Annotated in this window: 15 protein-coding genes and 1 tRNA gene; 5 read left to right on the top strand and 11 right to left on the bottom strand. The window is 66.0% G+C overall.

Annotated features, from left to right (window positions below):
• Nucleotides 1–139: 139 nt before the first annotated feature.
• Nucleotides 140–1,753, bottom strand: a complete 1,614-nt coding sequence (locus V3G39_00155; protein ID XAS76482.1) for a multicopper oxidase family protein — start codon at nt 1,751–1,753, stop codon at nt 140–142.
• Between the two features lie 262 nt (nt 1,754–2,015).
• Here V3G39_00155 and V3G39_00160 point away from each other — a divergent pair, with 262 nt between their 5' ends.
• The 4 genes from V3G39_00160 (at nt 2,016) to V3G39_00175 (ending at nt 5,177) form a co-directional block, all read left to right on the top strand.
• Nucleotides 2,016–2,540: a YetF domain-containing protein gene (locus V3G39_00160; GenBank protein XAS76483.1), complete on the top strand. Its 525-nt coding sequence runs from the start codon at nt 2,016–2,018 to the stop codon at nt 2,538–2,540.
• A 196-nt stretch (nt 2,541–2,736) separates the two neighbouring features.
• Complete coding sequence (locus tag V3G39_00165; GenBank protein XAS76484.1) at nt 2,737–4,179, top strand: DUF2252 family protein; 1,443 nt, start codon at nt 2,737–2,739, stop codon at nt 4,177–4,179.
• Between the two features lie 374 nt (nt 4,180–4,553).
• The gene (locus V3G39_00170) at nt 4,554–4,814 is read left to right on the top strand and encodes a YrhK family protein (GenBank protein ID XAS76485.1); all 261 of its coding nucleotides are present in this window, start codon (nt 4,554–4,556) and stop codon (nt 4,812–4,814) included.
• Between the two features lie 96 nt (nt 4,815–4,910).
• Complete coding sequence (locus tag V3G39_00175) at nt 4,911–5,177, top strand: HGxxPAAW family protein (GenBank protein ID XAS76486.1); 267 nt, start codon at nt 4,911–4,913, stop codon at nt 5,175–5,177.
• Between the two features lie 654 nt (nt 5,178–5,831).
• Here V3G39_00175 and V3G39_00180 read toward each other — a convergent pair.
• Entirely contained in the window at nt 5,832–6,512 is a 681-nt protein-coding gene (locus tag V3G39_00180) for a class F sortase (protein XAS76487.1), read from the bottom strand.
• Between the two features lie 29 nt (nt 6,513–6,541).
• Nucleotides 6,542–7,414, bottom strand: a complete 873-nt coding sequence (locus tag V3G39_00185; protein XAS76488.1) for an LPXTG cell wall anchor domain-containing protein — start codon at nt 7,412–7,414, stop codon at nt 6,542–6,544.
• Between the two features lie 457 nt (nt 7,415–7,871).
• On the opposite strand from V3G39_00185, the gene V3G39_00190 reads away from it, so the two are divergent.
• The gene (locus tag V3G39_00190; GenBank protein XAS76489.1) at nt 7,872–8,342 is read left to right on the top strand and encodes a cupredoxin domain-containing protein; all 471 of its coding nucleotides are present in this window, start codon (nt 7,872–7,874) and stop codon (nt 8,340–8,342) included.
• A gap of 125 nt (nt 8,343–8,467) precedes the next feature.
• On the opposite strand, the gene V3G39_00195 is transcribed toward V3G39_00190, so the two are convergent.
• The 8 genes from V3G39_00195 to V3G39_00230 all read right to left on the bottom strand — a co-directional run bounded on the left by V3G39_00195 (nt 8,468) and on the right by V3G39_00230 (nt 18,138).
• Nucleotides 8,468–8,540: transfer RNA gene (locus V3G39_00195), tRNA-Thr, on the bottom strand.
• 112 nt (nt 8,541–8,652) lie between these two features.
• Nucleotides 8,653–10,182 carry an alpha/beta hydrolase gene (locus tag V3G39_00200; GenBank protein XAS76490.1) on the bottom strand — a complete coding sequence of 510 codons (1,530 nt, stop codon included), beginning with the start codon at nt 10,180–10,182 and terminating at the stop codon, nt 8,653–8,655.
• Nucleotides 10,179–11,327: a DNA polymerase III subunit delta' gene (locus V3G39_00205; protein XAS76491.1), complete on the bottom strand. Its 1,149-nt coding sequence runs from the start codon at nt 11,325–11,327 to the stop codon at nt 10,179–10,181. Before V3G39_00205 ends, V3G39_00200 begins: the two co-directional genes overlap by 4 nt.
• The gene (gene tmk / locus V3G39_00210) at nt 11,324–11,950 is read right to left on the bottom strand and encodes a dTMP kinase (GenBank protein ID XAS76492.1); all 627 of its coding nucleotides are present in this window, start codon (nt 11,948–11,950) and stop codon (nt 11,324–11,326) included. The genes V3G39_00205 and tmk overlap by 4 nt, the downstream gene beginning before the upstream one ends.
• 78 nt (nt 11,951–12,028) lie before the next feature.
• On the bottom strand, nt 12,029–12,745 hold the full coding sequence (locus V3G39_00215; protein ID XAS76493.1) for a hypothetical protein: 717 nt from the start codon (nt 12,743–12,745) through the stop codon (nt 12,029–12,031).
• 88 nt (nt 12,746–12,833) lie between these two features.
• Complete coding sequence (locus V3G39_00220) at nt 12,834–13,529, bottom strand: hypothetical protein (GenBank protein ID XAS76494.1); 696 nt, start codon at nt 13,527–13,529, stop codon at nt 12,834–12,836.
• Between the two features lie 96 nt (nt 13,530–13,625).
• Nucleotides 13,626–16,445, bottom strand: coding sequence for a type I DNA topoisomerase (topA, locus tag V3G39_00225; GenBank protein ID XAS76495.1), 2,820 nt, complete (start codon nt 16,443–16,445; stop codon nt 13,626–13,628).
• Nucleotides 16,446–16,566: 121 nt separating this feature from the next.
• Nucleotides 16,567–18,138, bottom strand: a complete 1,572-nt coding sequence (locus V3G39_00230; protein XAS76496.1) for a methyltransferase — start codon at nt 18,136–18,138, stop codon at nt 16,567–16,569.
• Between the last annotated feature and the right edge of the window lie 34 nt (nt 18,139–18,172).

Below are 18,172 nucleotides of genomic sequence, written 5' to 3' on the forward strand. Positions count from 1 at the left end.
CGCAAACCCGTACAGGGCTACGGGTATCGGGGGTAGATCTCTACTCCTCGTCACCACCCTGACCGGATCGGCCCCTTCGGGGTCGACCGCCCCCGCCGCCGGGACGTCGATCTCCTCCTCGACAATCCCGAGCGGCCGCTCAGCGCAGGTAGGAGACGACTGCCATCATTCCGCGCTCGGCGTGGTAGGCGTTGTGGCAGTGGGTCAGCCATTGGCCAGGGTTGTCGGCGTCGAAGAACACGCTGACCGTTTCCATCGGTTTGACGATGACGGTGTCCTTGCGTGGGCCGGTGGATCCGACCTGGAAGGTGTGCCCGTGTAGGTGCATCGGGTGCCACATCATCGTGTTGTTGGTGAAGTTCAGGCGCACCCGTTCACCGGCATGAATACCAAACGCTGACTTGTACGGGTCTCTCATGTCGAAACGTCGCCCGTTGATGCCCCAGTCGTACCTGCCCATGCCCCCGGTCAGGTGCAGCGTGTGGGTGACGTCGACAGTCCGCGACGGCAGCTGCACAGCGGGGTCTGCGGTTGTCGAACGCGACTCGATCACCTGACCGGTCAGCGTCTTCGGTACCGAGGACATGCTCGGTCGGGCACCGGACCCGGCCGCAAGAATCGCGAACGCAGACCCGGTCTTGCCCTCGGCCAGTGACAGCAACGGAACGGGGCGGGTCGGCACGGTGATCAGCGCGTCGATCCGTTCACCCATACCCAGCACCACGGCATCAGCTTGGCGATGCGTGACGGGATACCCGTCGGTGTGAGTGATGGTCAACGTCACACCAGGGATACCGACCCGGTAGGCGGTGTCACCGGCAGCATTGATGATCCGCAGGCGGACCCGCTGCCCAGGCTTGGCGGTGAAAACCTCGGGATCTACCCCGGACTTGCCGTTGATCAGATGCGCCGGATAGCTCACGTCCCCACCATCACCACCTAAGAACGGGCTCGCCGGTGCAGCCCCATTCTTATGAGACATCCCCGACATCCCGCTACCGCCGGCGCCCATCCCGGACATCCCGGACATCCCGGACATCCCGGACATCCCGGACATCCCGGACATCCCGGATCCACTCATCCCGCCCGCCAAGGTCGCGGCTTCCTTTTCGGGGGTCCGGCCGTCGATCCCGTCCAGCCAGTCGTCCAGCACGAGCACCCACTCGGCGTCGTACTTCAGCGGTTCGTTCGGATCATCGATGATCAGCGGCCCGTACAGCGCCCGTTCACGCTGTAACCCCACGTGTGGGTGATACCAGTACGTGCCCGGTTGAGAAGTTTTGAAGGTCGCGGTGAAAGAGGAGCCCGGCGTGGTCGCCGCTTGAGTCAGACCGGCCACCCCGTCGGCGTTGTTACGCAGTGCGAGGCCGTGCAAGTGCACCGACGTCGGTGCGGTCAGCCGGTTGTGTTGGACCACCGAGAGGGTGTCGCCCGCGCGGGCCCGCAGCACCGGCCCGGGCAAGCGACCGTTGTACCCCCAGGTCTGCACCGCCCGACCGGCCACGCTGGTACCGAACGGAGCCGCTGTCAACGCTGCCGTCACCCGCCGACCACTACTGGCCCGCTTGTCCTCAACCTGTTGCACCAGCGAATCAGTGGCCAACACCCGTGACCCACTGCCCGTGGCTGAACCGGCAGCGGCACCCTGAGAGTCACCGGTCGAGCACGCCGCCAAGATCGTCGTACCCGCCCCCACGGTCAGGGCCAACAAAGACCTACGAGTCACCCTCGGATCGAGCCGTTGCTTCTCCATGACTTCACAGTACCCCTCGGGGGTATGTGGCCGACCGTCGGACCAACCCGAAGGCGCCCCGGAAACTCGGTCGACATCCATAGCGCGATTCACGGCAGCGGCAGAGTCCGAAAACGCCATCAGGGGACCTTCCCGGGCTGTGGCGGTGCGGTCCCGGGCCGCGTTCTGGACTGCCGGCGAGGTCTCCGACCGGGTAAGTGGGCAGGATGGGACGTAGTACTCCGGACATGCTGCCGGTGCCGTTATCCGAGGGAGTTTCTCCATGTCGCAGGTCATCGGTCATATCGACCAGTTGGGGTGGGTCGCGGGCAAGGCGGTCTTGTTGTTCGTTGTGGCCCTGGTCGGGTTCCGGGTGGGTGAGCGACGCACCCTGGCGCAGCTTCGCCCGTTCGACTTCGTGGTCTCGGTAGCGCTGGGTGCGATCATCGGGCGCACAGCGACCTCGAACACCACCTCCTTCGTCACCGGCGCCGGCGCCCTCATCACGTTGTTGATCGCCCATCGGATCATCGCTCAGACCCGTCGTCGCTGGCGGGTGATGCGGATGGCGGAGGACCGACCCGAAGTGCTGGTCCTACAGGGTGGCATCCAAGGCCGCGGCATGACTCGTGCCGGCCTGACCGAAGGCGACGTCTACTCGATACTGCGCCAACAGGGGGTCGGCGATCTTGCGGAGGTCGATGTACTGATTTTCGAGGCCGGGGGCGGTATTTCACTGCACCGGGCTGGCACCCCGCGCGGCCCGCTGGTGGTGCACGCGTTGCGCGCCGCCGGGCTGTCCGAATGACCAACGGGAAGTCACCGGTCGAGCGGGCGAAAACGCCTGGAACTCAAGTCATCGGGAGCGGGCTCGCGGGCCACTCGGAACCGGCCTACCGGGTCCAAGCCGATACATGCTGGTGGTCGGTAGAGCAACGAAGCGAACCACCGCGCAACCACCCCACGGTCCGGGCGGAGGTGCAGCGTCAGGTAGACACACGTTCATGAGCAACAACAGCGGCGATTCCAACCTCCTCCGGGATCAGAGCGACGGGAGGCCTGCTGCGTCCAGGGTGGAGGCCTTCGCTGATCTCGCGCGTCGTCGTACCGCTGGGGAGATGGTGTTGTTGCCACGGATGTTGACCGGCTATGACCGCCGGGTCCATGTGCGTCAAACGATCCGGGAAGATCACGAGACGCGTATCGCGACCCGGAACGAGGAAACCCAAGCGAAGTTCGACAAGCTTGCCGGTTCCCTCTTTTCCTTCTTCCGCGGTACCGCGTTGTTGTTCTACCGCGACATGGTCGGCGAAGACGCCTGGATGCCAACGGTGTTGGCTGCCGGTGACGTGCACCCGCAGAACTTCGGGGTAGTACCCAACCGCGACGATGTACCGGTCTTCGGGGTCAACGACTACGACGAAGCGGCCTACGCCCCTTTCACGTGGGACCTCAAACGCGGCGCGACAGCGTTCATGCTCGCCGCCGGATACGAGGGGGGAAAAGGTAAGAAGAAACAACGCAGCATCGCGGGCGCATTTGTGCGCGGATACGCCGAGTACATTGCCTCCTACGCCGCCGATGGCACCGAGACGGGCGATGAACTACGCCGCGACAATTCCCCGCAGGTCATTGCCGAACTGATCAAGGATGCGACCTCGGGTTCCCGCTCGAAGTATCTGGCGAAGAAGTATCTCGATGAGACGCGGCAGCGTTTCGCGTCCAGCAAGAAAATCGTCCCGATCTCCAGCCGGCGTGAAGAGTTCCAGGACCTCATCGACCAGTACGTGCGCGACAGCAACATCCAGGTACCTGCCCGCGCGGCCGGGATGAAGGTCAAGGATGTGGCCGAACGTAAAGGCCAAGGCACCGCGTCGCTGGGCCTGACCCGCTACTACGTGCTGATCACCGGACCGGGCGCCGATGGAAGCGACGACGTGCTCCTGGAGATCAAACGGGCCCGACGGTCCGCGCTGACCGGGCTGGTACCCGCCTCCGACTTCAACTCAACCGATGCCGACCCCGCCACGGACCTCACTCACCACCACGGCGCACGGGTCGCGGATGCCCACCGGGTGTCCATGGTCAATCCTGGCGTTTTCTACGGCAGTCTCACCCATGAAGGCAACAGCTTCCTGGTCCGCGAACGGTCCTGGTACCGCGATGACGTGGACCTGGCCGACCTGTCCAGCGCCGACTGGCATCAGTACGCGCGGGTATGTGGTCGCGTCCTCGCCCGCGCCCATGCCATGTCTGATGAAGACGGCAAAATTGACCACGACATAGAGCCCGCGATCACCAGCGCTATCGGGGCGGTGGACCTCTTCGCCCAGGACATCATCCATTTTGCTGTCGACGCCGCCCACCGGGTACGCCGCGATCACGAAACCTTCCAGGCCGACCACGCCCTGGGCGCGTTCGCCACCCTGGACCTGGTCTACCGCTAAGCCTCGTTTCCTGGCCGTAGTCCGTCGGCGATGTCGACCGGACCCGAACAGTGAACTCGTCCCACGGGCAGTCAGCTGTGGACGCCTATCCCCTCCTGGTTGAGTTTGCCGGACCACATGACCTTCGCGTATCTTTGTTGTCCAACGACAATCTTTGATCTGTGGCCGGTGACCCGCACGGTTCAGCACCTCTTCGCTGGTCTCGTTCAGGCGGTAAGCGCGGTTCCTGACGGACCGGGGGTTTGCCGAAGAAGTATCAGCGGAAGTCATCGAACAGGCCCCGGAGAGCGAGCACCACCGCCACTACCTCGGACCTCACGTACCGAGCGCCCGATGTTTGCCGAAGAGCGCCAGCCACCGGACAGGGAGTGCAGATGAACACACCGCGCAACGAAACGCCCCACAACGCGCAGCGCCGGTGGATAGGCACAGCGCTGCGAGATTTCCCATGGGTGCACCTGGGCCTCGGCTTGACGGGCAACACGTTGTTCGTCATCGGCAGCGTGATGTTTTTCTGGGCGAGTGTGAAGACACTGGCGATCTGGTTGTTCGTCTTCGGGAGCCTCGGCATGCTGCTGGGCTCGGTAGGCGAACTACTGGTTCGCATCGAAAAGCGCCGTCACGGCAACGACTAGCGCTCAGGCCTGACTATGCATCCGATAGCGGATTCCGGGGTCCGAAGGCCACCCCACGGGTTAGACAGTGACAACAACCGATGGAAGGACAATGCAATGGCTGAAGAGGAACCCGGTAATCACGGCAACAGCATCGCGGCGTGGACGATGGTCGCCATCCTGATCCTGGGCTCGCTCCTTCTCGCGTTCGGTGTTGCGTTCGGTCGACATTCTCTGGATATCGCAGGTGTTGTCATCGGCGCCCTCGGTGTCGCAGCAGGCGAGATCCTCAGTAAAGCCGGCTTCGGCGCACCCGCATTGCGGGCGCCCGGCGACCAGGAAGGCACGCAGGCGTCACCGCAGGCGCAAACCTCCGGGCAGTGATCCGGAAGCCGGATCACTGCCCGAGTGTGCCCGACTGGTCCTGCCCGCGCAGGCACCTGAGCGTTGCGTCACGAAACGATCTGACGTCAATGCTGTGGGGGTTGTGGCGCGCCGCTCGACTGGGATCGCCTACGACGACCACCCGCTCGACGAGCGGACGGGTGAGGCGACCTGGCCTCGTTCGACAAGCTGCGGCCGCATCGTGAGGCTCTTCCAGGCGCGGTGACGTGTGGTGGTGCGAGCTGCTGCAAATCGGGCTTCGACCGGTCGTCGCGCTTTCCCGCGACGTAGTAGTCCCACGGCATCGCCGGGCACTGATTGCTCCCTGCACGACGACAATTCGGGGACTCGTCAGTGATAATTCGGGGACTCGTCAGTGAAGTGGTACTCGATCCCGAAGCCGGCCCAGGGCCGCGTCGTTCCGCGGCCAACCTGGACTCGGTCGAGAGCGTCCCTCGCGGTGCTCATCGACCGAACAGGCCGGCTGAGCGACGCTCGGATCCGTCAGGTCTGCGCCGCCCTCGCCGTTGCCGTCGACTGCTCCGACTGAGCCACGGCGATACGCCGGTCAGCGATCCCGTCACGGTCATCCCTGGGCATTGGGTTGTCGCTGGTCGTAGTCCCCACGGTGGAGTGTTGGGTCTGCTGTGGGGTTTATGAGGTCAGTCGTGCGTAGATGACGGTGTTGTTGCGGAGGTGACCGGTTTGGGTGTCGAAGGTGCCCCCGCAGGTGACGAGGCGTAGTTCGGGGCCGGTGGTGTTGGCGTACACGGTGTCGGTCGGGAAGTTGGTTTTGGGGTAACTGGCGGCCTTGTACACGGTGAACACCAGCACGTGGCCGTTTTGGGTGGCCACCCGCACGGTGGCACCGACCTTGACTTTCGCGAGGTTGTAGAAGGCTGCGGCGCCGCGAGAGCTGGTGGAGTGTCCGACGATGACCGCCGGCCCGTTCTGGCCGGGCATCGGAGATCCGGTGTACCACCCGGCGTGATCGGCGAGTTTGTCAGTGGGTACCGCGATGGCCCCAGCGGTCGTGGTTCCCAGACGCAACAGCGTGGACCCTTCGTTGATGCTGGGGATGTCGACCTTGGTCGGCGGTGACGGTTTCGCGGTGACTGTCGCCTGGGATGGTGCGCGGGAACCTGGGGTCGTCGAGGGAGGAGATGGTTTCGGTGCGGGAACACTTGTGGCTGTGGAGGTGGGCAGGGCTATCGCGCCGTTGTGAGGGGGGCGGTGCAGACCCCACACGATCGCGATAGCTCCGACCAGGACCAGACACGCGCACAGCAGCCCGATACCGATAGTGCGGCTGTGTGCGCGTGTCTGGTCACTCATGAGTGAACGTCTGTCTTTCTACCTGTTGATCAGACGTTGGTGTGCTTGCGACGGCGCATCAAGAGCACGCCAGCGCCACCCAGGGCGATCGCTGCCGCGCCGCCAGCCAGGGCAATCGGGCTGCTCGAGTCACTGGTGCTCGCGTAGTCGGTGTTCACTGAACCCTTGGGCATCGTGCCCATCTGGGAGGCCACCAACTGGCCGCACAGGGTCGGCGCGGTGCCGATCATCGCGAGCTTCTTGGTCGCTCCCGGAAGGGTCACACCCAAGGAGTTCGGCGTGGTCAGTGAGGCCTTGGGCGCGTTGGCCGGGTTCAGCCCGTGCACCACGATCTCGGCCTTGTTGGCCTTGATGGCCGTCAAGGTGGTCTGGTTGATGGTGAAGGTGCGCTGGTAGGTGAAGTTCGCGCCGCCGGGAGCAACGGTCACGTCGGCAGCTGCTGAGGGGTCAGTGGTGCCCTTGACGCTGAGGGTGGTGCCGATCGCCCCGTAGTTGGGGATCCCCTCTTTGACGCTGACAACACCGTTCTTGTCAGTGTCGTCCGCGACGGTCGGGCAGGTGCCCTGACCATTGATGTGGATGTGCTGCACGTGCGGGAACGGTGCACCAGCAAAGGCTGCCGGGATCCCCAACGCGGCCAACGTCTTCGTGTCAGTGGGCAACTTGTCCGCGAGACCGGACACGTGCTCGGTGACGGTGGCCTGGTCCCCCTTGATGGAGATCATGACCTTCCCAGAAACCGAGCCCGCCGGAGCGTTCGGCGTCACCGCAGCCAACGTGGCCTGGTAAGTGGTCGTGCCAGAGGTTCCCGCAGCATGAGCGGCAGGTGCACTGATCCCCAGGGCAGCAACACACGCCGCGATCGGCACAGCAGACAGCAAAACCTTGTTCTTCTTTCGCATGATGAGCTTCCTTCTTCCACACGTGACGACAAGGCAAACGCCCCACCGACTGTTGCGCATATTACGTCGCGCCCAGCAACCTAGATCGTGCGCGCCGGACATTCCCCGACCAACCAGACACCATCGGCTGCGTTACCGGCGTTGATTTACCCACCGGCCCTGGCACATTTGGCACAGGTCGCCCGTGGCGTTGGGCCACGGGCCACCCCAAGGATGTCCATCATGTCGAACGAACATCAGTGATTCGGAACACCCCAGAACCTGGATTGGATCACTATAAAAAATTCTCTAGACCAACGGCGCGGACCACCCGGTGACCCAGGTGAATCCGCCGACACCCGCGCCCCACGGTACGAGGGGCGGTCTGGCTGGCGGGCGAGGTCCCCATCTGTGCGCCCGAGGGTGACGAACTCCTGCCGACAGAGTTCTCCGCCCCCCGCTGACAGGACGTACCCAGATGACCACTTCACGAACAGCAGGTGCGATCGCCGCGACCTGCAGTATCTTCCTGCTCGGCGCTTGTGGCAGCGGCAGCACTGCCGCACCCAGCACCTCGTCGTCGGTGAGTGCCTCCCCCGCCGCGCCTACGACCAGCACGGGCACCAGTAGCGCGTCGACGCCCTCGGGTACGTCGACACCCTCAGCGGGTAGCTCCACCGCTGCGGCCGCGCCGGCCGCGGCGGCGAAGATCACCATCAAGGACTTCAAGTATCAGGTGCCGACCAGTGTCAAACCTGGCGCGACGATCGCCGTGGCCAACTCCGACGCCGTGGACCACACCGTCACCTCCGACACGAAAGGACTGTTCGACGCGGTCATTCCCGGCAGTGGGGGCACCCACACCATCACCGCACCGACCAAACCGGGCAAATACCCATTCCACTGCACCTACCACTCCAACATGCATGGCGTACTGGTCGTGTCGTGAGTAGGTCCTTGTGGAATCAATCACCGCGTTGGCCGTAGCTCTCCTCGAGTGCCGCGGACCGGACTGATTCGACCGCAGCAGGTCGAGTATCCAAACCGCTGGGCTGCATACCTGAAGGACGAGAGAGCCGCTTATCGGAGTCGAACCGATGACCTATTCATTACGAGTGAATTGCTCTACCGACTGAGCTAAAGCGGCGTGCGGTCGCGGTCGGCCTGAGCACAGCACGGGCCGCTCGAACGCGCCGCCGAGTATAGCCAGCAGCGCGCCTATCGCCCGAATCGAGCACCTGAAGGGTGACCCGCAGCGCTCAGCAGCGGGCGCCACCCGGCGGGACGGCGCCCCGCAGCAGATAGGCGTCCACCGTGTTGTTCACACAAGCGGACCTCCCGTATGCCGTGTGACCGTCGCCGTTGTAGGTCAGCAGGTGACCGTTGCTGAGCTCAGTCGCCAACCGCTGACTCCACTCGAACGGCGTGGCCGGATCACGCGTCGTACCCAGCACCAGGATCGGCCCGGAGCCCGCCGCCGTGATGCGGTGCGCCGTACCCGTCGCCTTGACCGGCCACTCCCCGCAGGTCAGACCCGACCACCCGAGGTAGGCACCCCACGTGGGCGCGAACGTGGCGAACGATTTCGCATCCTGCGCATAGCTGCTCAGCGACGGGTTGGACGGCTGGTCCAGACAATTCACCGCGCTACCGGCCTGCATGATGTTGCCCGCGTAACTGCCGTCGGAGTTCCGGTCGGCATACTGGTCGGCCAGGCCCATCATCGGGGTCCCGTCGCCCGCGAATGCCGCCTTGAACGCGGCCGTCAGCACCGGCCACGACCCCTTGTCGTACATTGCCTCGGCGACGCCGATCGAGGCCCAGCCCTCGGTCAACGCCCGCACGTCACCCTCACCCTTGACCGGGAGCGGCGTGCCGTCGACCTGCTTCAGAAACGCCCTGATGCGCGCCATCCCTGCATCCACGCTGCCGCCGAGCAGACATGACCCCGACGACACGCAGTTGGCGACGTAGGCCCTGGTCGCCGTCTCGAAACCCTTCGCCTGCCCCTGCGCGACCTGCTCCGACGTCAGGTCCGGCGGGACCACCCCGTCCAGCACCATCCGACCGACCTTCGCGGGGAACAGCCCGGCGTACGTCGACCCGATCAGCGTGCCGTAGGACTTACCCAGGTAGTCCAGCTTCGCGCTGCCGAGCGCGGCCCGCAGGATGTCCACGTCCTTGGCGACCTCGACCGTCGAGACATGCCCGAGCAGCGGACCGGCATGCGCGACGCAGGCAGCACCGAACGCCTTCGCCGTCGCTGCGGCCGAGCGCTCCTCGGCGGGATCGTCCGGCGTGGGGTCAGCGCCAAGGATCTTGTCCAGCTGCCCGTCCCCCACGCAGGTAATCGGTTCCGAGCGCTGCACGCCGCGGGGGTCGAACCCCACGACGTCGTAGGACTTGCGGATCGCACCGGTCACGATTTGATTGGCAGCTGCGGCGTAGTCGTACCCCGACCCGCCCGGCCCGCCCGGGTTGACCACCAGTGACCCCCTACGTTTACCGGTGGCCGGCACCTTATCGACCGCCAATTTCACCGTCACGCCATCCGGTTTTGCGTAATCCAGTGGCACGCTCAGGGTGGCGCACCGCACGTCGCCGCACTTCTTCCAGGCCAACGTCTGGCGGTAGAACTTCGCCAGCCCGGGCGACGGCGCGGCGGTCACCGAGGCCGGCACCGACGTCGGCGCATCGCCCGACGAGCTACTCCCACTGCATCCGGCCAACCCGAGCGAGACCGCAGCTGTGAACGCCACCACGCCGTAGGACGCCTGACCCCGGTTCATCGCCGGGCTTCCTTGTGCTGCAGGGAGATCGCCATCGATTCCAGCGCGAGCAGTGGCGGCACCGCCGCCTCGATCCGGGTGCGCGCCACTCCGATCGCATCCATCGCGAGCAGCAACTGCTCCGGGGTATGACTGCCCGCGACGGCCCGCACCTGCTCCCCCAGATCGGCGTTGACCAGCTCCACCGGCGCCCCGGTCGCCACCATCAGGGCATCACGGTAGATCGAGAGCAGATCGACCAGCGCCCGGTCCACGACATCGCGCCCGAATCGGGTGGCGCGGGTCTTCTGCTCCTTCTCCAAGGCCGACACCTGCGATCGGACGTGCGGCGGCTGGGCACGCGCCGTCGGGTCGGCGCCGAGCTGCTCCATCAGCCGGGTCCGCTCGGCAGCGTCCCGATCTGCCGACGCAGAGCTGCTCTCCTGGCCGGCGATCGCGGCGAGTGCCGCGGCCGCGGTCATCGCGCTACCCAGATCGTGGATCCCCCCGGCGTACCCCAAGGTCTTACGGCGCCGCTCACGCGCCTGATCGTCCCTGGCCAACCGCAGCGCGAACCCGACATGCGACTGAGCCGCACGAGCACAGTCCAGTGCCAGCTGCGGGTCGATTCCGTCGCGGCGAACGAGCAACTCCCCCACGGCCTGTGGCGACGGGGTCCGCAGCCGCACGTGCCGCGAGCGGCTGCGGATGGTGATGATGACGTCTTCCAGCGACGGCGCGCAGAGCAGCCACACCGTTCGCGACACAGGCTCTTCCAGCGCTTTGAGCAACGCGTCTGCGGCACGCTCGGTCAGCCGGTCGACATCCTCGATGACGATGACCCGCCACGCGCCCACCGAGGGCCGCGCCTGAGCGAGCACCGCCAGCTCGCGCGCCTGCCGCACCTGAATCGACAGACCGGCGGTCGAGACGATCTCCACATCCGCGTGGGTGCCGTCCAACGCCGTACGGCATTCGTGACACTCCCCGCACCCCTGTGTAGGGCACTCCAGCGCGGCAGCGAATGCCCTTGCCGCAGTTGAACGCCCAGATCCTGGCGGCCCGGTCAACAGCCAGCCGTGGGTCATCGCTGCGGGATCGCGCACCGCGTTGCGCAGCGCCTCGACAACGGTCGGCTGATCGACAATCTGATCCCACACGCTCATCTCGCAGTACCCACAGAGGCGGCCAGCCGGTCACAGATCAATGCGGTGACTTCGGTCGGCGGCAGCGTCGCATCGAGCACGAGGTAGCGCCCGGCCTCGGCCGCGGCGAGCTCCAGGAACCGGGCGCGCACCCGGTCGTGAAAATGCGCGGCTTCCTGCTCCAACCGGTCCCCGCCCGGCCCGCGGCGCGCCAGCCCGATAGCCGGATCGAGATCGAGCAGGATCGTCAGATCCGGCAGGAGACCATCGGTCGCCCAGGCGGACAAACCGGCGATCTCGCGAGCGTCCAGGTCACGACCGGCGCCCTGGTAGGCAATCGAGGAGTCCTGGTACCGGTCCGCCAGGACGATGGCCCCGCGCGCAAGGGCGGGGCGCACCACGGACTGCACGTGATGCGCCCGATCGGCGGCGAAGATCAACGCCTCCGCGCGCGCAGCGACGTGCTCTCCGTGCAGCACGAGCTCGCGCAGCGCGGACCCGAGCGCGGTACCACCGGGCTCCCTGGTCACCACGACCTCTTGATCGCCACCGTCGAGCCAGGCCCGCACGGCATTGATCTGAGTGGATTTGCCCACCCCGTCTCCCCCTTCGAAGACGACGAAAATCCCGGTGGGCGGTGGCATGACGATGAGCCTAGGTCACCGTCATGACAACCCACCGGGACGCCGTCATCGACCGCAGATACGTGGGGAACTGTTCGGTTACTTCCAGGCAAAGGACTGCGGGTAGCTGTCGTACTCCACCCCGGACACCTTGGCGCCCGTGATCTGGAAGGGAATGCAGGTGTCCTGCGACTTCCCCACGGGGATGACGTCGTAGTCATGGTTGTTTTCGCACCCGGGGACCGATGAGAAGAAGGTCTTGCCCTTCTGGCCGGCGCCGAACGTGGGGTGGAACTCGTACTGGTTGATGTCCGAGGCGTTTACCTTGCCCGCGCCGGTGCCGCCGCCCATGTTCGCGTAGTTGGCCATCAGGAAATAGACGGTTCCACCCGATTTGGCGATATTCCCGCCGTATACCGAGTCGGGCGCGACGACCAATTTCGTGGGCGTCATGCAGACGGTGGTCTTGTTGCTGTCCAGGAACACTGCCGGCTGACCGATCTTGAAGGTGGCCGTGTCCGGGCTCAGCTTGGTGGTGCACCCGGCGGGCAGCGCGCCGCTGGCCTGCGGCGTCGAGCCGTCCGACGGGCTGGCCGAGGTTGATGAACTCGACGAGCTCGACGTCGAGGTGTCCGACGGCGCACTAGAACTCGTAGAGCTGCTGGGCGACGACGAGGACGACGTCGGCACAGAACTGGTCGACGTGCTGCTGGGTGCCGCGACGGACGGGGCGCTGCCCGGGCCGCACGCCGCGAGGCCGAGTACGGCACTCGTGCTCAACGATGCGATGGCGACGCGGGCGAGAGTGATGCGCATGAAATTCCCCTTTGGTGGTCAATGTTGTGGATCCGACGGTCGGCCCGGTCGAACGGTTCCCGCATTGCGCACCAACTGTGTCGATCCGTTACTTCCAGAGGTAGCGGACCGTGTAGTTGTTGTAGAGCACGGACGTGGCTTTGGGGCCACTCACCTGGTAGATGATGCAGGTGTCCTGGGACTTGCCGGCTGGGATCGTGTTGTAGTCGCCCTTGTGCTCGCAGCCGGGCACGGAGCCGTAGAAGGTCTTGCCCTTCTGGCCGCTGGCGACGACCGGGTGCAGCTGCAGCTGGTTGATGTCGGATGCTTTGACCGGCTTGGTGCCACCGCCCACGTAGCCGTAATTGACGTCGAGGAAGTAGACGGTCCCGTTGGTCTTGGTGAGAGTGCCCTCGTACACCGCATCCGGCGCCACCGTCAGCTTGGTCGGTGTCATACACACGGTGGCATCGTTACGGTCCTTGAAGACAGCCGGCTGGCCGATCTTCAGGTCGGCGGTCTTCGGGCTCACCTTCGAGGCGCAGCCCGACGGCAATGCACCGCTCGCCTGAGGCGAGGAGTCGCTCGAACTAGAGCTGGACGTCGACGTTTCCGACGGGGTGCTGGAGCTGGACGGGGTGCTGGAGCTGGACGTGCTGCTGGGCGTCTGCGACGTGGAGGTCGAGGACGGCGCGCCGGTGGCCTGCGAAACCGACGGTGCGGAGCCGCCCCCGCAGGCCGCGAGGCCCAGGACGGCGGTCGCGCTCAGCGAAACGGTGACGACGCGGGCAAAAGTGGTGCGCATGGAGGGTCCCTTCGATGGTCTGAATTACCGGTCTGACGACCGGAACGGCCAGTCGGTTCCCAGGATAAAGACATTTACCATCCAGGTTGGGCGCCCTCAGCTCTTTGCGGTGGCGGCTTTCCGTCCAGCGGCCTTCTGCACTGTCGTCTTCGTCGCCGTTGCCTTCTTTGCCGTGGCCTTCTTCGCCGTGCTCTTCGTGGCCTTCTTGGCGGCCTTCTTCACCACCCGCTTGCGCGTGGTCGGGCCTTTGGCGCGCTTCTCGGCGAGCAACTCGAATCCACGTTCCGGGGTGATCGTGGCCGGGTCATCGTCCTTGCGCAGCGTCGCGTTGCTCTCACCGTCGGTCACATACGGTCCGAACCGGCCGTCCTTCACCACGACCGGCTTGCCCGACACCGGGTCCTCGCCGAGCTCCTTCAACGGCGCCGCCGCAGCACGCCCGCGACGCTTGGGCTCGGCGTAGATGGCGATCGCTTCGGTCAGGGTGATGTCGAAGAGCTGCTGCTCGCTGGCCAGAGTGCGCGAATCGGTGCCCTTCTTCAGGTAGGGGCCGTACCGACCATTCTGCGCAGTGATCTCGACCTCGGTGGCCTCCTCGCCTTCACCGTCGGTGACAGTGCCGACGACCCGCGGCAGACTCATCAACCGCAGTGCCGTTTCCAGGTCGATCGTCGACAGCTCCATGTCCGTGAACAACGAGGCTGTCTTCGGCTTCGCCTTTGCGACCTTCTTCTTCGCGCCCTTTTCGGGCTCGGGTGGCTCGGGCAGCACCTCGGTCACGTACGGGCCGTAACGACCGGCACGGGCGATGATGTCGTGCCCGGACTCAGGGTCCTGGCCGAGCACCCGACCGTCGTCGTCGGCCGCCTCCAGCAGCTCGCGCGCCTTGGCCGGCGTCATCTCATCCGGAGCGATGTCGTCGCCGATCGTCGCGCGACGGGGTTTCGCGTCCGGGTCGGGAGCCTCGCCGCTGACCTCACCGGTCGCCGGGTCCACCCCGGAGGGGACGACCTGCTCCACGTACGGACCGTAACGACCGACCCGGACGACCATCCCCTCGCCGATCTCGATCGTCGAGATACCCCGGGCGTCGATCTCCCCGAGGTGCTCCACCATCTCGCGCAGACCCTCGACAGTGCCACCCTGCTGACCGAAGTAGAACTTCTGCAGCCACTCCACGCGGCCGAGGTCACCAGAGGCGATCGAGTCCAGACCCTCCTCCATCGAAGCGGTGAAGTCGTAGTCCACCAGCGAGGGGAAGTGCTCCTCCAGCAGCCGGGTGACCGCGAACGCCAACCAGGTCGGCACCAACGCCGTGCCCTTGGTGCGCACATACCCGCGGTCCTGGATCGTCCCGACCGTCGCGGCGTAGGTGGAGGGACGGCCGATGCCGCGCTCCTCCATCGCCCGGATCAGGCTCGCCTCGGTGTATCGCGCGGGCGGGCTGGTCTCGTGACCGTCGGCCTCGGCGCGCTCGATGTCCAGCAGGGCGCCCTCGGCGACCTGGGGCAACCGGCGCTCCTGCTCCGAAGCCTCCGCAGCATCTCCGGCGTCCCGACCCTCTTCATAGGCAGCGAGGAATCCGCGGAAGGTGATGATCGTGCCGCTGGCGCTGAATTCGACCTGCTCGGCCACGCCGCTGCTGGCCACCGGAACGCTGAGGCGCACCGTCGCGGTCGAGCCGCGCGCATCGGTCATCTGCGAGGCGACGGTGCGCTTCCAGATCAACTCGTACAGCGCGAAGTCCTCACCGCGCAGCTCTCCCGCGACCTGCGCCGGAGTGCGGAAACTGTCGCCGGCCGGGCGAATCGCCTCGTGGGCTTCTTGCGCGTTCTTGGCCTTCTTGTCGTAGACCCGCGGGGTGGGTGTGACGTACTCCGCACCGTACATCTCGGTGGCCTGTGAGCGCGCGGCATTCAGCGCCGACTGCGACAGGGTGGTGGAGTCGGTCCGCATGTAGGTGATGTAGCCGTTTTCGTAGAGCCGCTGCGCGACGCGCATTGCGTTCTTGCTGGACAGCCGCAGCTTGCGGCTGGCCTCCTGCTGCAGCGTCGAGGTTATGAACGGCGCGGACGGCCTCCGGGTGTAGGGCTTTTCCTGCACAACGGTGACGGTGGCGGTGGCTGCCGCGACGGCGTTGGCAATGGAGGTGGCGCGTTCCTTGTCCAGCTGTACAACATTGGAGGAACGCAGCTCGCCGGTGTCGGCGAAATCCCGCCCGCTCGCAACACGCCGGCCGTCGACCGAGCTGAGCCGGGCCGCGAAGGTCTGACCGGAGCTCTGCGGGGTGAAGTCACCCTCGATATCCCAGTACGACGCCGTACGGAAGGCCATCCGCTCCCGCTCGCGCTCCACCACGATGCGGGTCGCGACCGACTGCACCCGCCCGGCGGACAACCCCTGGCGGATCTTGCGCCACAGCACCGGGCTGACCTCGTAGCCGTAGAGACGGTCCAGGATCCGGCGGGTCTCCTGCGCGTCGACCTTGGCGATATTCAGTTCACGGGTGTTCTGCGCGGCGCGCAGGATCGCTTCCTTGGTGATCTCCCCGAACACCATCCGGCTGACCGGAACCTTCGGCTTGAGGACCTCCAGCAGGTGCCACGCGATGGCTTCGCCTTCGCGGTCATCGTCGGTGGCGAGGATCAGTTCATCGGAATCCTTGAGCAGCCGCTTGAGCTCGGCGACCTTCTTGCGCTTGTCCGGATCGACCACGTAGTAGGCATCGAAACCGTTGTCGACATCGACGGCGAACTTGCCGTACGGGCCCTTCTTCATATCCGCCGGCATCTCCGACGGGGTCGGTAGATCGCGGATGTGGCCGATGCTGGCATCGACCACATAGCCGTCGCCGAGATAGCTGCCGATGCTCTTGACCTTGGTGGGCGACTCGACGATGACGAGTTTGCGTGACACGGGGCGCTCCTTGAGTTGATCGTGCCCAGGTGCAGTGGATTCGTCACCGCTTGGACCTCGGGCGATACGCACGGTAGCCGGTCCGACCTGGACATTGGCTGCGGACCCCCGGCCCGGCGCGTCAGATCTGCAGCAGTCCGTCGGCAACCAGGGCGGCGACCCGCGGTAGCAACCGGGCGCGCAGAGATGCCGCGTCCTGCTCGATCAGCTCGGCAATGGCATCGAGTGCTGCAGCGGCGATCAACTCCCCGTCGCAGACCGATACGAACGCCGCGAGCGCAGTGTCCAGCTGGATCGCCGTGCCGAGCCCACCGCCCTGGCGCAGCAAGATCACACTCGGATCCTGCGATCCCGGAAACCCGTGTCGCTCCTCGGTGACGTCGGATGCGACCCGCCACCGTTGCTCCAACAGGTAGGCGTCGCCGCCCTCGGCGAGCGCGGTGCGGGCGCGCAGCCCGGCGTCGATCGTCGGCCCCATCGTTGCGGCGACCGGGCCGGTCACCTCCACGAGGTCAACGAACGGCTCTCGACCGTTGGTGGGGCGTTGCAGAGTCACGATGCCGAACCCGATCCGCTCTACATCGCGGGCCGCGAAGTCCTCGAGCCAAGCGGTGTACATCTGGTCGTAGAGCGCTGCGCTCGCTTCGAAGTGTCCGTGCCCCCCGTCGCCGGCCCACAGTTCGGCGTACTGCGCGGGATCCTGCTCATCGCGCTGCACCACCCACGCGTCCAGACCTGTGCCGGCAATCCACCCGCCCACGACCTCGCGCCAGTCACCGCCGCGCGGCACCTCCCAGTTGGCCAGCAGCTGCGCCACCCCACCGGGCGCCAGAACACCCGGCAGATCACGGATCAGGCGCTGTACCAACGAATCTCCGGTCATCCCACCGTCGCGGTACTCGTACGCCGGCATTTCCTCGGTACGCGGGGTGATGACGAACGGCGGATTACTGACGACCAGGTCGAATACTTCGTGCGGCCCGATCGGTTCGAGCAGCGAGCCCGCCCGCAGATCGAGGTCGACCTCGTTGAGCGCGGCGTTGAATCTCGCATAGCCCAACGCGGGCAGCGACAGGTCGGTGGCCACCACCTGCCCGGCATGGCTGAGCAGGTGCAGCGCCTGCACCCCGCAGCCGGTGCCGACGTCCAGCGCCCGGGCCGCAGTGCGGCGCGGTGTCCAGGACGCCAGAGTGGTGGATGCCCCACCGATACCGAGCACGTGATCCTGGGGTAACGCCCGCCCGGTGACAGTTTCGGACAGGTCGGAGGCAACCCACCAGCGGTGCTGCTCATCGCCGTAGGGCCGCAGATCGCAGGTCGCCCGCATGAGCTGGTCGCCGTCATCATCAGCATCGGCCGGCTCCACCAGCTCCAACTCGACCAGACCCGCCACACCGCATGCCGGAAGCGCGCGGTCGATATCCGCGACGGACACCGCGACACCGAGCGTGAACAGCCGCATCACGATCGCGAGCGGCTCATCGGCCGCAGCGACGCGGCGGGCAGGCAGTAACTGCTCGCGGTGCAGGGCGGCGGATGCAACATCGCCCAGCAGTGCGTCGATCGCCTCGGTGGCGTAGTCGACCGCTGCAAGATCCATGCGGAGTCGTTGTACTGCCGGTCCGAGCCGCATCTGATCCCCTGCTCCCAACCTGGCCACCTCATCGCGCGTCACCGGGATGGGACGGGCCATGATGAGAGGGTATGTGCGACCCCCGACAACGAGT

Source organism: Dermatophilaceae bacterium Sec6.4 (assembly GCA_039636865.1).
Classification (GTDB): Bacteria; Actinomycetota; Actinomycetes; order Actinomycetales; family Dermatophilaceae; genus Allobranchiibius.

What these genes read in the sequence shown, in the direction of transcription:
- V3G39_00155 (XAS76482.1), bottom strand. Translation starts at nt 1,753, where the DNA reads ATGGAGAAGCAACGGCTCGATCCGAGGGTGACTCGTAGGTCTTTGTTG.
- V3G39_00160 (XAS76483.1), top strand. Translation starts at nt 2,016, where the DNA reads ATGTCGCAGGTCATCGGTCATATCGACCAGTTGGGGTGGGTCGCGGGC.
- V3G39_00165 (XAS76484.1), top strand. Translation starts at nt 2,737, where the DNA reads ATGAGCAACAACAGCGGCGATTCCAACCTCCTCCGGGATCAGAGCGAC.
- V3G39_00170 (XAS76485.1), top strand. Translation starts at nt 4,554, where the DNA reads ATGAACACACCGCGCAACGAAACGCCCCACAACGCGCAGCGCCGGTGG.
- V3G39_00175 (XAS76486.1), top strand. Translation starts at nt 4,911, where the DNA reads ATGGCTGAAGAGGAACCCGGTAATCACGGCAACAGCATCGCGGCGTGG.
- V3G39_00180 (XAS76487.1), bottom strand. Translation starts at nt 6,512, where the DNA reads ATGAGTGACCAGACACGCGCACACAGCCGCACTATCGGTATCGGGCTG.
- V3G39_00185 (XAS76488.1), bottom strand. Translation starts at nt 7,414, where the DNA reads ATGCGAAAGAAGAACAAGGTTTTGCTGTCTGCTGTGCCGATCGCGGCG.
- V3G39_00190 (XAS76489.1), top strand. Translation starts at nt 7,872, where the DNA reads ATGACCACTTCACGAACAGCAGGTGCGATCGCCGCGACCTGCAGTATC.
- V3G39_00200 (XAS76490.1), bottom strand. Translation starts at nt 10,182, where the DNA reads ATGAACCGGGGTCAGGCGTCCTACGGCGTGGTGGCGTTCACAGCTGCG.
- V3G39_00205 (XAS76491.1), bottom strand. Translation starts at nt 11,327, where the DNA reads ATGAGCGTGTGGGATCAGATTGTCGATCAGCCGACCGTTGTCGAGGCG.
- tmk (XAS76492.1), bottom strand. Translation starts at nt 11,950, where the DNA reads ATGCCACCGCCCACCGGGATTTTCGTCGTCTTCGAAGGGGGAGACGGG.
- V3G39_00215 (XAS76493.1), bottom strand. Translation starts at nt 12,745, where the DNA reads ATGCGCATCACTCTCGCCCGCGTCGCCATCGCATCGTTGAGCACGAGT.
- V3G39_00220 (XAS76494.1), bottom strand. Translation starts at nt 13,529, where the DNA reads ATGCGCACCACTTTTGCCCGCGTCGTCACCGTTTCGCTGAGCGCGACC.
- V3G39_00230 (XAS76496.1), bottom strand. Translation starts at nt 18,138, where the DNA reads ATGGCCCGTCCCATCCCGGTGACGCGCGATGAGGTGGCCAGGTTGGGA.